The sequence below is a fragment of the Belnapia arida genome (genome assembly GCF_016773205.1).
Classification (GTDB): Bacteria; Pseudomonadota; Alphaproteobacteria; order Acetobacterales; family Acetobacteraceae; genus Belnapia; species Belnapia arida.
This window is the reverse complement of the sequence record NZ_JAETWB010000072.1, coordinates 1-11,903: the sequence shown is the minus strand read 5'-3', so window position 1 is coordinate 11,903 and position 11,903 is coordinate 1. Positions and strand designations below refer to the sequence as shown.

Sequence of the window (11,903 nt, the reverse complement as noted above, 5' to 3'; positions counted from 1 at the left end):
CGCCGCGTCAGACGCCCAACCAGGCCAATAAATGGCCTACTCCCACGCAGCAGGCAGGCTTTTCAGCAGCCTGCTAGCGTCTCTGCCCAAGCCTTGTCGCTTGTTGGCCCTAGTGGGTCATACCGGCCAATCCGTGCCGTCGAGTGTGAGCCCAAGCCGCCTGCATCAATGTCGGCTCAAGAAGTTGCAGCATACACACGGCCGATCATTCCGCCTTGATGCCCGCCGTCCGCACTACGCCGCGCCAGCGCTCCACCTCCTCGCGTTGGAAGGCGGCGTACGCCTCGGGCGAGCCTGCCTCCACCGTGAAGCCGATCTGTTCGAGCCGCTGCCGTCCTTCGGGATGGCGCAGTGCTTCGGTTGCAACGGTGTGCAAGCGCCTGACCAGCGGCGCAGGCATGCCGGGAGGAGCCATGAGGGCCTGCCAGGAAGTGACCACAAAGTCCTTCAATCCCGCTTCGCTGGCGGTTGGCACATTGGGCAGCACCGGGTGGCGTTCGGCGCTGGTGACCACAATCGGGCGCAGCCGTCCGCCCTGGATGTGGCCCGCCACCGTGCCGAGGTTCTGGAAGCTTAGCTCCACGTTGCCGGCAATCAGGTCAGTGGCTGCCGCCGCTCCGCCTGCATAAGGGACGTGAGTCGGTTCGGTCTCTGTGAGCTGCTTGAAAAGCTCCATGGTCATTTGGTCCGAGGACCCGACGCCGCTGGTTGAGTAGCTGGTACGGCCACGATTGCGCCGCAGCCAGTCGATGACGCCGCGCAAGTCAGTCGCGGGCACCTTGTCCGGGTTCACCACCAGCACATTCGGCGTGGTGACCGCCAGCGTGATGGGGGTGAAGGCCAGCGGGTCGTAGCCGAGGTTCGGGCGCAGCACGGCGTTAATGGCGAAGACGCCGATCGAGCCCACGAGCAGGGTGTGCCCGTCTGGCTGCGCCCGGGCCAGCAGACGTGACGCGACCTCGCCGTTCGCACCGGCCCGGTTTTCGACCACGACCGGCTGGCTAAGCGACTGGCCACTGAACTGGCCGATGACGCGGGCGACGATGTCCGACGGGCCGCCTGCGACAAAGGGAACGAGGATGGTGACGGGGCGGCTGGGCCAGGCTTCGGCCCCGTCCTGCTGCGCCTGTGCAGCCAGGGGACCGGCCGCGACCGCGGCACCGAGTGTGAGCGCATGACGGCGGAGCATTGGGGACTCTTCCTCTCCCGGGGACGTTGGCTCTGCTATGACATGGTGCGGACCAAGCACCTTCCTGACCATCCCCAAGTAGGGCTCTGTCATCGACGAACCGAGGAGTCGAGGCCAGTGATTTCGATTTGGCCCTGCCGGTCATGCCCATCGCTGGCGCCGCTCTGGGTATGGGCATAGCCGACCAGACCAGGATGCCACCCAGGGCGGCAATCGTCGACACCGAGTACCAGTACCGGGCGGGCGATCGGCGAAGAATGTGCCAGGCCGCGGTGGATCGTTGCCGCCGAGCCGCGGGAAATGTCGCCCATCTGTGGGTACTTCCTCACGCCCTTGTCGGCAAATCGCGGCCAGATTTTTGCGGGCGGGACATCCCGTTGTTCCACTCGCATCCGTGCAGCCACTGCGTGTCGGGTGGGACCTCGAAGGGATCCAGTCCGGGATTACGTCGATGCCGGTAAGGTTGAAAGCAAATGAGATGAGGCGCCGCCGGTCACCCCAGGCCTTGGGGGCGAAGGGAAGTCTCGGTGCCAGGGCTGGTCGCCGGCGAGGCAACTGCTGCTTGCCTCCTCGCTTCGGCGACGCGTCACGCCATGCGGGCCCTCGCCGCGTCGAGTACGCTGCGCCCGTCGGACATGTCGATGCGTCGGTACCGCGCTTCGGCGAATTCGAAGGTCCCAAAAGCCGCGAGGCCGAAAGCCACCAGTCCGAAGAGCAGCCGGCCGAATGGCTGCTCCTGCAAGGCTAGCAGTGCGCCACCAAGGCCATGCGTCGCGCTAGGGTTGGTATGGTATGCTGCGAGCATGAGGAAACCGCCAATGACAAGAAACACGATGCTGCGGGCTGCATAGCCCAGCCGGCCAAGGGGCATCACCCAGGTCGCCGTGATTCCGTTGCAGGCGAGGTGCCGTGCGAAGGAGGCGGACCATGCCTTGTATGCCATGCCAAGACCTGCGCCCACGATCGCCAGGCCAACGGCGCCGACGAGCCAACGGCCGAAGGGTTGTGCGAGCAACCATCGCGTCCAGTCGCGTGCCGACTGCTCCTCGCCGCCACTGGCTGCCAGGCCGAAAAGGAGGCTGATCGCGGACACGCCAAGTCCAGTATAGGCGAAGGCGGAGACCATCTGCCCGAGGCGGACGATTATGGCACGCGGAGTACGGCCGAGCCCATCGGCGTCCAAGAGCGACTGGAAGACGCGCCAGAGGGCAAAGCCGAACAACCCAAGTCCCACAACCGCGAGAAGGAGACTGCCCATGGGTTGAAGAAGAAGCGTCTGCAGCGCGCCTTTCGACCCCGTTGCCCCACCGCCCCGCCCGAAGGTCGCGAGCAGGGCCAGAAGACCGATCAGAAGGTTCACAACCCCCCGGGCTGCATATCCGAGGCGAGCAAGCAGCTCCAGGCGGCTGCGACGGGCGCTCAACATCGATCCTGATCCATCTGTAAATGTGCGAAGCCGAAACGGGAGTGCTCCAGTTCGGTTCCGAATGATCACGAGCTTTGGTCGAGCGAAGCGGCCTTACGCCGCCGCTTCACTGGTCTGACGGCTTAGCGGCCGTCGTGGCGGTTCAGCCGGTCACCCGGAAGCGGACATCCGGATCCGCCCTTTCGTTGGCAGCGGGTCACCTGCCCATCTCGGGGCAGGCATAGTTGGGCCACGGCTAGGCGGCCTCACCCAAAGCCGATGCGTTTGCCACCGTCGCGGAACAGCTTCTCGCCCTCAGGGATCGGCTGCATGGCAGCGACGAGATTGTCCGCACTGTAGCCCGGCAGTGCCTTCCGGATTGCGGCGACGTAGGCACGCGCTTCCTCGTCGCGCCTGACGAACGCGCGAGAGACGGCAGCGATCGCCAGGATATGGCGTGAACGTTCGGGCGAACAGCCGCCTTCACGGCCACCTCGGCCACGTCTTCAGACCAGCCCAGACGGAGCAGCGCCATCGCGCGGGAGCCGAGTATCCCGAACAGCAAGGGGTCGAAGGGACTGAGGCGTTGCGAGTGGTCGGAGGCAGCGACCGCGACGGCCGCATCGTCGATGAGCGAATGGACGAAGGCCAGAGTGTAATGACCTAGGCTCTGTGGCTGAACTTTGTGATGTGCAGGTTGAGGATGCAGGCACCAGCGCCGCCAGCAATGAGAGACGCTGGACCAGCAGCCTAACCCCTTAGGCAGGTCACGCCACGGCGCGCCCGCCCGGCAGATCCCGAGCGCCGCCTCGACAAAGTGGCGAAGCGCCACCTCATCACGCTTCCACGCCAGCGGGATCTGCTGCAGCACCAGCACCAGCACCAGCGACACCCATTGAGCGTCGTCCGGAATCGTCCTGGCATGGTCGTGTCCCCGGAAACCCGGGAGAACGTCCCAAGGCGCCATTGTAGAGCGGCTCCGCTGAGGCTGGGGTTGGCTGCGTCAGGGCGTCCCGACGCCGTTGATAAGTCCTGATCAACGAACTCGGTTATGACCGTGGAAAAGACAGACATCAGAGATGTTTGGTTTCAAAATTTAGTGCTGCAGGTCATGGCTGAACTTGGACGGGTCTTCCATCCAGGTTTGAAGGTGACATGGCGAAAGGCACGCCTAATCCGCAAATTTGTTAGCGTTCGCTTGAAAGTCGGTGAAGATTTCGAGGCGGCGCGAGCCGCTGGATCAAATCCTCCCGTTCGCTTGCCACCGCGATGTAGTTTCCCATCCGGAAATGCTCGTCTTGGGGAAAGTCGTACGCCTTGAAGCGTACGCCGTCTGGGAACAGACGGCCGATCTTATAGCCGAGCGGCGACAGCAGGTTGTAAGCGTCGCTCAATAGGGTCCGCGCTGGCAACCAAGTGGTGCCGTACTCGAACTGTATGGCGGTCACTCGTCCCTCGGCCAGCGTTCGTTCAAAACCCTTCAAGACGAAGAGCTCATGCCCTTCGGTGTCGATCTTCAAAAAGTCCAGTCGGTCGATGCCATGGCGGGCCAAGTAGTCATCGCCGCGGCAGACACGGCCGGTCACCATTTCCGTACGCATGGCCCGACGCATGGCGTGAATGCGTCCCTCAGTCTGCGAGTCGGGATAGAAAGTCACATCCAGCTCGACTTCTCTGTCCGACAACCCGAAGCCATTCACCGTTACCGCTGGATGGCCGCGCCAACGGTCTTTGAGTTGCTCTTGAATGGAGGGCACGAGTTCGAAGCAGTGGATCTTCGCCTTGGGCATCACCTGCAGGATCGCTTCGGCGTAAAGACCGAGATTAGCGCCGACATCGAAGGCCACAACCTCTTGGCCGCGCCCGTAAGTCTCGGCCAGGATGTTGAGGGCGAGAAGCTCGCCGTTGGTTTTTAAATCGTAATGCCGCTCATTCCAGTAGGAGTTCAGGAACCACTGGGACATTCTTGCGCCAAGTTCCGCCAGGCGGTTGCCGTGGCGCTTTCGAACTAACTCTGTAACATAGCTGGCTGCAAGTTGTTTCATGGGCGTGGGTCCTGAAAGCAATGGGGTGCAACCCTACCAATCCAGGACTTTACAGTGATTATCTGGGTCATCAAACAGAGAGGGCCGACGCTCTCCCAAGGGCTATCAGATTGATGTGGCTGGATTCAAAGCTGGTCGCATTTGACCGTGATATTCGAGCCATCCGGACGGAGCTCCTGCGCTGCGGCTCGGCCTTGGCGCGTCCGCTGGACAAGGCGCATAGCCGGCATGACCAAAAATAGCCGACCGCGGTGTCGCTGACGGCTTTCTGAGAAATGTAATGGCAGCGGAAAGTTGCCCATTCAACCAGCGCAGCGCCGGCGCTCAAGGCAATCTCTGCAACCCTATAGAGAAAGAAAATATTCCTACAACTTATGCGAGTAACTCTACTGTTAGATCCCAGTCACGTGATCTCACGCATCTCTAAAGCGGGAGCACAGTTCACTCCGAGGTAGACAAACTCCAAGAGCCGAGGAACCACGACGATGGCGGTGCTGCTGGTTGAAGACGATGCCATGGTACGTCTCACCCTCGCCGATTTCTTTGAGGATGCCGGAATCGATTTCTTGGAGGTCGGCAATGCGGAGGACGCCTTGGCAATCCTCGACAACTCCCCGCAGCACATCGACGTTCTGGTTACCGACCTTGATCTGGGCGCCGGCGACAGTGGCTTGGCCTTGGCCACCAAGGCTCGTCAAAGGCGGCCAGACCTGCGGGTCATCTATGAAACAGGTAGCCGAGAGATGCTGGCTGACCATGCCTTCTCCCCATGGGAGAAGGTCTTCTACAAACCTTTCGATCCCCTGGCCCTGGCGGCCACGGTTTCGGCCCTGAACAGCGCCATGCCGCCCAGGGCATAACCATCAGCGGCCGGCAACCTCGAACACGGTGGCATCCAGCTTGTAGCCGCCCTGCGCGGTCAGCAGCAGGCTTGGCTGGCTAGGATCGGCCTCGAGCTTCTGGCGCAGCCGGTAGACATGCGTCTCCAGCGTGTGGGTCGAGACGGCGCTGCTGTAGTTCCAAACCTCGTTCAGCAGGGTCTGCCGCGCCACCGCCTTGCCACCGGCGCGGTAGAGGAACTTCAGGATCGCGCATTCCTTGTCCGTCAGCCGGATCTTGCGGTTGCGGGCCGTCTCCTGCAGCAGTCGCAGGCTGGGACGGAAGACATAGGGGCCGATCAGGAAGGTGGCATCCTCGGAGTTGTCGAACACCCGCAGCTGGGCCCGCACCCGTGCCAGCAGCTCCGGCAGCCGATAGGGTTTCGCCAGGTAGTCGTTGGCGCCAGAGTCGAGGCCGCGGATCACGTCCTGCTCAGCATCGGCGCCGGTGACCATGATGACCGGCATCCGACGCCCGTCGCGGCGCAGCTTGGCGCAGAACTCCCGACCATCCGCATCCGGCAGCCCGACATCCAGCAGGATGGCATCGTAGCGGGCGCCTGCACTGGCCAGCTTGGCCTCTGCCTCGGCTGCGCTCTCCGCCTCATCGGCGCTGAACTCGCCACCGGACAGGATCTGCTCGGCAAGGGTGGCACGCAGCGCGGCATCATCCTCGATGATGAGGATCTGACGAAGGGCGGACATCGGGGGCTCCTGGGGATGAAACTGGGCCTCACCTCGGGCCCGGAATATCGTCTACAGGTTGATATCACGCCGCACAAGTCACTCAAATGCGAGGCTTGTCTCAAAAATGTCGTTGATGCTGAGGCGACTTCTGGAGATCACCTCCGGTCTTTTCTCCCTGCTAGGCTACCACTCTCCAGCGGCCTCCTTCCAAGAAGCCTGGCCCCCTTCAGCGCAAAGGCATCCATGGAGAAGGTGACGACGGTCGGCCTCGACCTGGCCAAAAGGACCTTCCAAGCGCATGGCATCGATGCAGCAGATAGGGGGCTGCGGCGCAAGCTGCGCCGGTCAGCGCTGCTGGAGTTCTTCGCGGCACTGCAGCCTGCGCTGATCGGCATTGAGGCTTGCAGCGCAGTGCATCATTGAGTGCGCAAGCTCACGCGTCTCAATCACTAGGTCTGGCTCAGTGCCGCCGGCTTAGGTAGAGCCTTACGTCAAGCGCGGCAAAACCGATGCGGCAGACGCCGAGGCGATCTGCGAGGCGGTGACGCGCCGACCATGCGCTTTGTGCTGGTCAAGACCAGGGCGCAGCAGGCGAGCCTGATGGAACTCAAGGTCCGTGACATGCTGGTGTGCCAGCGCACTCAGGCCGTCAACGCATTGCGCGCACATCTTGCCGAGTACGGCATCGTAGTTGCGTAGGAGCGCAAGCTCGCCGAACTGACGATGTCCGGCTGCCTGATCGGGCACGCGAGGCGCCAGGCGAGCTGGGGGCGCAGATTGGGGTCTTGGATGGATGCATTGAGCGGCTCGACAGCCACATGGTCCGCCATGCGCGCGAGGACGAGACGGCTCGATGGCTGGCCAGCATCCCCGGCATCGAGGCATCGGCGCGACAGCCCTGGCTGCGGTGGTATCCAATCCGCAAGACTTCGCCCCGGTGCGGCACTTCGCAGCCTCGCTGGGCCTGACCCCGAAGCCGCACTCGAGCGGCGGCAAGGAGCGCCTGGGCTGGATCTGTTGCAGCTTCGCCTTGACCCGCAGGGGGCATTCACACGTGCGACGAGACCCGCACAGAGCAAGGCAACGGTTCCAGTGCCGGGATCCGGCCTAATCGGCGACAAGGTCGCCAGCTGAGACTCCAGCCATGCGTGCCAACGGCAGCTCGATGTTGCAGACCAGCCCGCTCGTGTTCCACACAAGCAAGATCTCTCCGCCGAGCTGCCCTCGCACGACGGTGTCCAACACGCGGGTGCCGAAGCCGCGCCGGGCTGGGGAACCCATGACCGGCGGCCCGCCTGCCTCGGCCCAGTGCAGCCGCAGCGTCCCGGTGCAGCCGCCATCGAGCGACCAGGCCACCGCGATGCGGCCTCCTGGTGCCGAAAGGGCACCATGCTTGGTTGCGTTCGTCGCCAGCTCATGCACCGCCATCGCCAGAGGCTGCGCCGCGCCGGCGGGCAGCGCCACAGTGGGGCCGGCCAAGGTTGCGCGCGGCTCGCTCATCCCGTCATCGGAGAGGAACGGATCCATCTCGGCCATGAGCAACGTTCGCAGATCGACCCCGGTCCATCGCTCGTCGGCCAGCAACATCTGCGCCCGAGCCAACGCTGCCACGCGGCCGGTGATCGCCCGCACGTAGCTCGGCAGGTCGGGCGCGCGTGTCAGGCGTAGCGCCGCCTGCACCACGGCCAATACGTTCTTGGCCCGATGATCCACCTCACGCGACAGCAGCGCCTGGCGCGCCTCGGCCACCTTGCGTTGGCGCAGATCGCGGAAGATCCCTGCGACACCGATAGCGCGTCCGTCAGGCGCGAGCATCCGCGACGCGGTAACTGCGACCGGGATCCGCTCGCCCGACTTCGCCATGCGCGTGGTCTCATGCTCGTGGACACGCAACCCCGCCATGGCGCGGCGGAACACTCCGGTCGGGTCATCCTCGGGAAGGTCCGGCGGGACCAGCAGGCCGACCGGTCTGCCGAGCGCCTCGGCCTCGATGTAGCCGAACAATTCCTCTGCCCCTCTGTTCCAGGCGAGGATGCGGCCGTCTTCGGCGGCGAAGGCGATGACCGCGTCCGAGGTCGAGGTGACAATCGCGGCGAGGCGAGCGTTGGCTTCTTCAGCTCTTTTGCGATCATGGATGTCCATAGAAGCGCCGAACCACCGCAGGATCTTGCCGGTGCGCGCGTCGCGCTGAGGTTCGCCCCGGACCAGAAACCAGCGCCATTCGCCGGCCTTTGAGCGGATGCGGTGCTCGACAAGGAACATGTCGCCAGTCCGCCGCGCTTCCTCGAACCGCTGCATCGTGGGCCCCGCGTCATCGGGGTGGATGTAGCTAGCAGCCGTCTCGGCCGCGGTGGTCGGCCCAGGCGGCGCGCCCGTGTAGGTGAACCACTGCTCGTTGTAGAACTCGTTGCGCCCCTCGGTGTCGGTAATCCAGACAATCAGCGGCACGGCGTCGGCCATGAGCCGGAACCGCTCCTCGCTCTCACGCAGCGCCGCCTCCGCCCGCGCCCGCTCGACGGCGGCCCAGGTGCGCTGGGCGGTATCCTTGGCGAGATCTACCTCCGCTGTGCCCCAGCGCCGCGGCTTCGGCACGTGGAGGTAGAGGATTGCCCTCAGGCGCCCGGCTTCAAGGAGTGGCACTACGACGAGCGAGCGCGCGCCGCTCCTCGCCCAGGTAGTGAAAGATGCGCCGCCGGTTGCTCTTGGATCGGCCAGGCAGTCCTCCACGACCAGGGTGCGGCCGGCGTGAAGTTCCGCAGCCACTGCGGGCCCCAAGGCGTCCATCAGGCGAACTTCGCCGGTCAGGCTGGCCATGGTGCCGTCGGTCCAGTCACGCTCGACCACGACGGTCTCGCCTGTCGCATCGATCTCGCCATAACCAGCGCGCGCCGCTTCGAGGTGGCGGCCGAGCGCCTCGGCCGCCGCAAGGGTGGTTTCGCGCGCATCGGCCAGCCCGCGCAGCCGCTTCTCCAGGTGGAGAAGGAAGGCCTGCCGGCGTTTGTTGAGTACCGTACTGGTGGTCTCGATGACGGTGTCGAGGAAGCCCGCGACGCGCCCAGCCTCGTCGCGGACCGGGCTGTAGCAGAAGGTGAAGGCGGCTTCCTCTGGGTAGCCGTTGCGCTCCACCGTAAGGGGAAGGTTCTCGACGAAGGTGGCCTCACCGGCGAAGGCACGCTCGGCGATGGGTCCGATCTCCTCCCAGACCTCGCTCCAGACCTCGTTGAACGGCTGGCCGAGCGCCTCGGGCTTGGTGCCGAGGATGGGCCGGAACGCGTCGTTGTAGATCGAGACCAGCGCCGGTCCCCAGACGATGCAGGCCGGGAAGCGCGAGGCCAGTATCATACCGACCGCGGTTCGCAGCGACTGGGGCCAGGACTCAATCGGGCCAAGCGGGGTGGCGGCCCAATCATGGGCGCGGACGCGCACGCCCATGACGCCACCCCCGGCCAGGAAATCGGTTCCGGAAGGCATCTCCGCGTCATCGCGCAAGGCGGCGCGCCTCAGTCCGGGTCGACGGTCTAGAATCCTTCCGCTTGCGCTCGTCTTCCTCCAATAGTCGGAGGGCGGCGCGGACCGCTTCGCTGGCGCTGCGGAAACAGCCCGAGGCCACCCGGCTGTTGGTGAATGCCTCCATCATAGGCGTGAGCGAAGCGTTCCTGGCTGTCCGAAGAGGCATCTGGTCATACAACCAGGACGCGCTTTAGTGTCAATCTTTGATGCAAGATTGGGAGATTTTAGCGCGAAATCGCAGGCCATAAGCGCGACCACGCAAGCCCGTACCGAAGAAGCTTTAGCTGAGGCAGCCGTCTGATGACTGAGCCTGGGTTACACGGGTCCAGATCCGGGTGGTGCCGGGTTTGGTGATCAGTCACACTGCCTCAGGCAAGCGTAGACCGCTTTCGTTTCACACCAGGCGGGCGTACTCGATCGGCCATACACGCGAACACCGGCAGGTGCGTCGACCTTGCTGAGACGAGATCTGCGACTTCGCAGATGGCATTTGAAAGTCGGGCAGAAGCCTTAGGTCGGGAATGTTGGCTGCTGCTAGCGCAAGCCCGCTGTAGGGTCAGAACAGCAGCGCAGATCGATCCCCCGATTGATCCGCGCTGCCGGTCTCTGATGCAGCACTTAGCCCCCCGACTATGTGCCGCGGCACAACTTGAGCGCGATTTCTCTCATACACAATTGATTGTATGCTGTTTGTGGAAGAAAGCTGTGCATAACTGCCGTTATAGGCAAGTCGTCCTGATTCTTCCCATGAGGACGACTGAAAACTCCAGCGGCCTGATCCCCGATTATCACTGCCGCAGCGCCTCGATGTGAGTGACCTCAAGGCTTCGTTGAGCGTTTGAGCCAAACAGGACACGGAGGACCTCATGCCACCTGCACCAGAGACGCAGATCGATCCTATGCCTGAACGTCCTTTGGACCCTCCTATCAAACTGCCGGGAGACATGCCTGGACAGCCACCGCGGCCTGATATTCCAGGGCTACCGCCAATCGCGCCCTCTGACCCGCCGCAGAAGGATTGAGGACGGCAGAGGGCTGTTGATCCTGCAAGCCGTTACCGCCGCTGCCGATGCCACTTATCATGCCCGATGGCTTCATGAGGCTGCTGACGATCCGCGACGCGCTGCCACGGGCCTGATCGATTGTGAGGAAGGACTGCGGCAGTCCAGCTATGGGTCCACCATTTCACTGCCATCCGGCGGGTCAAGGCGACTGGCCAGCGCAGCCTGCACGAAATCCGCCTCCGCGGCCGATAGCCGGAAGAATTCCGCATTGAGCGCCATCAGGCGCACCTCATCGGTTGCAGGCAGGGTATCGCCTTGCTGTGCGGCAAGAAGTGAGGTCATTTCAGCAAATATGGCTTTCAGCTGGTAGTCGAACCCGGCACGTCCCGCGCCCGAGGCGACTTCCATGGCGGTCCAGGTCGCCGGATCTGCAAGGCGCTCGCGCTGTTGTCGGGACAGTTTTTCGGTCGCCATGACTAACTCCTTAGCTCCAGATCACCTGCAACACTCTCACGCCTACCGCAGGTCAGCCGGCCCTGCCGCAATCAACTGGGCACGGAGAGGGCCGTCGTGGAGACGGATGACCTTCACGTAGGTCACCAACAAGTGGTGGCTTTCCAACGACGCATTCGCCATGCAAGTTTGCGAGCATTCCGCATTAGGAGCGGCACTGACTAACCCGGCTCGCCGTCCCTTGGTGACCTCGGCACCGCGCGCCCATTCGGGCTGCCGCAACCTCGAGCAGCGTCACTTCGTCCTTTTGCCAACGGTCCCTGCTTGGCAGGGCAGTCACCTCGGCCGGCGGCATCCCGAGAGGCTTACCAATCGCCTCGGGCATGCTGATGCCTCGAGCTTCCAACTCGCCGCTAAGTGCTGCGCCAAACAGGCAGGCCTAACGCTCGGTGCCCACCTATGTCGGTGTTGCGTGGGAAGCAGGCTCTACTTATGGCGCCAAACCTCCCAAGCTGAGATGAGCGGTATACCGGCGAGAGCTGGCAGCAGCACCGCGTTAGGCATCATTCCGAGCAGGCACTCGCCATGAAGGTTCAACGATGGACCTTGCGGCCATAGCAAGCGGGAAAGTCCAGTTCCGGTCGAGCGGTAGTGCGGTCACGTCCGTCAACGTGGTGGAATTTGCTGATGGGCTGCGGGTGACCACGGCTCAGGCGGGCCGGGGTGGCAGTT

The 11,903-nt window shown here is 63.7% G+C and carries 13 protein-coding genes; 4 read left to right on the top strand and 9 right to left on the bottom strand.

Going from position 1 to position 11,903, the window contains the following annotated elements; genetic code table 11:
* Positions 1-205 precede the first annotated feature (205 nt).
* The 5 genes from JMJ56_RS31415 to JMJ56_RS31395 form a co-directional block, all read right to left on the bottom strand.
* Positions 206-1,189, bottom strand: coding sequence for a Bug family tripartite tricarboxylate transporter substrate binding protein (locus tag JMJ56_RS31415; protein WP_202835786.1), 984 nt, complete (start codon positions 1,187-1,189; stop codon positions 206-208).
* A gap of 89 nt (positions 1,190-1,278) precedes the next feature.
* Complete coding sequence (locus JMJ56_RS31410; RefSeq protein WP_202835784.1) at positions 1,279-1,500, bottom strand: hypothetical protein; 222 nt, start codon at positions 1,498-1,500, stop codon at positions 1,279-1,281.
* 275 nt (positions 1,501-1,775) lie between these two features.
* Complete coding sequence (locus JMJ56_RS31405) at positions 1,776-2,615, bottom strand: DUF1206 domain-containing protein (RefSeq protein ID WP_202835783.1); 840 nt, start codon at positions 2,613-2,615, stop codon at positions 1,776-1,778.
* Between the two features lie 235 nt (positions 2,616-2,850).
* Positions 2,851-3,561 carry a transposase gene (locus tag JMJ56_RS31400; RefSeq protein ID WP_202835781.1) on the bottom strand — a complete coding sequence of 237 codons (711 nt, stop codon included), beginning with the start codon at positions 3,559-3,561 and terminating at the stop codon, positions 2,851-2,853.
* Between the two features lie 220 nt (positions 3,562-3,781).
* Positions 3,782-4,639 (bottom strand): FkbM family methyltransferase, encoded by an 858-nt coding sequence (locus JMJ56_RS31395; RefSeq protein WP_202835779.1) that lies wholly within the window; start codon positions 4,637-4,639, stop codon positions 3,782-3,784.
* Positions 4,640-5,124: 485 nt separating this feature from the next.
* On the opposite strand from JMJ56_RS31395, the gene JMJ56_RS31390 reads away from it, so the two are divergent.
* Complete coding sequence (locus JMJ56_RS31390; protein ID WP_202835777.1) at positions 5,125-5,499, top strand: response regulator; 375 nt, start codon at positions 5,125-5,127, stop codon at positions 5,497-5,499.
* Positions 5,500-5,502: 3 nt separating this feature from the next.
* Here JMJ56_RS31390 and JMJ56_RS31385 read toward each other — a convergent pair whose 3' ends face one another.
* Positions 5,503-6,222 carry a response regulator transcription factor gene (locus tag JMJ56_RS31385; RefSeq protein ID WP_202835774.1) on the bottom strand — a complete coding sequence of 240 codons (720 nt, stop codon included), beginning with the start codon at positions 6,220-6,222 and terminating at the stop codon, positions 5,503-5,505.
* A 225-nt stretch (positions 6,223-6,447) separates the two neighbouring features.
* On the opposite strand from JMJ56_RS31385, the gene JMJ56_RS35870 reads away from it, so the two are divergent.
* The 3 genes from JMJ56_RS35870 (at position 6,448) to JMJ56_RS35860 (ending at position 7,315) form a co-directional block, all read left to right on the top strand.
* Entirely contained in the window at positions 6,448-6,627 is a 180-nt protein-coding gene (locus JMJ56_RS35870) for a hypothetical protein (RefSeq protein ID WP_202835772.1), read from the top strand.
* 132 nt (positions 6,628-6,759) lie between these two features.
* Complete coding sequence (locus JMJ56_RS35865; protein WP_202835771.1) at positions 6,760-6,903, top strand: hypothetical protein; 144 nt, start codon at positions 6,760-6,762, stop codon at positions 6,901-6,903.
* A gap of 154 nt (positions 6,904-7,057) precedes the next feature.
* Positions 7,058-7,315 carry a transposase gene (locus JMJ56_RS35860; protein ID WP_202835769.1) on the top strand — a complete coding sequence of 86 codons (258 nt, stop codon included), beginning with the start codon at positions 7,058-7,060 and terminating at the stop codon, positions 7,313-7,315.
* Here the strand turns inward: JMJ56_RS35860 and JMJ56_RS31365 are convergent.
* The 3 genes from JMJ56_RS31365 to JMJ56_RS31355 all read right to left on the bottom strand — a co-directional run bounded on the left by JMJ56_RS31365 (position 7,312) and on the right by JMJ56_RS31355 (position 11,192).
* Entirely contained in the window at positions 7,312-9,675 is a 2,364-nt protein-coding gene (locus tag JMJ56_RS31365; protein ID WP_202835767.1) for a PAS domain S-box protein, read from the bottom strand. The genes JMJ56_RS35860 and JMJ56_RS31365 overlap by 4 nt on opposite strands.
* A gap of 7 nt (positions 9,676-9,682) precedes the next feature.
* Positions 9,683-9,880, bottom strand: coding sequence for a type II toxin-antitoxin system ParD family antitoxin (locus JMJ56_RS35855; protein ID WP_407927983.1), 198 nt, complete (start codon positions 9,878-9,880; stop codon positions 9,683-9,685).
* Between the two features lie 1,003 nt (positions 9,881-10,883).
* Positions 10,884-11,192, bottom strand: coding sequence for a hypothetical protein (locus JMJ56_RS31355; RefSeq protein ID WP_202835764.1), 309 nt, complete (start codon positions 11,190-11,192; stop codon positions 10,884-10,886).
* Positions 11,193-11,903 lie beyond the last annotated feature (711 nt).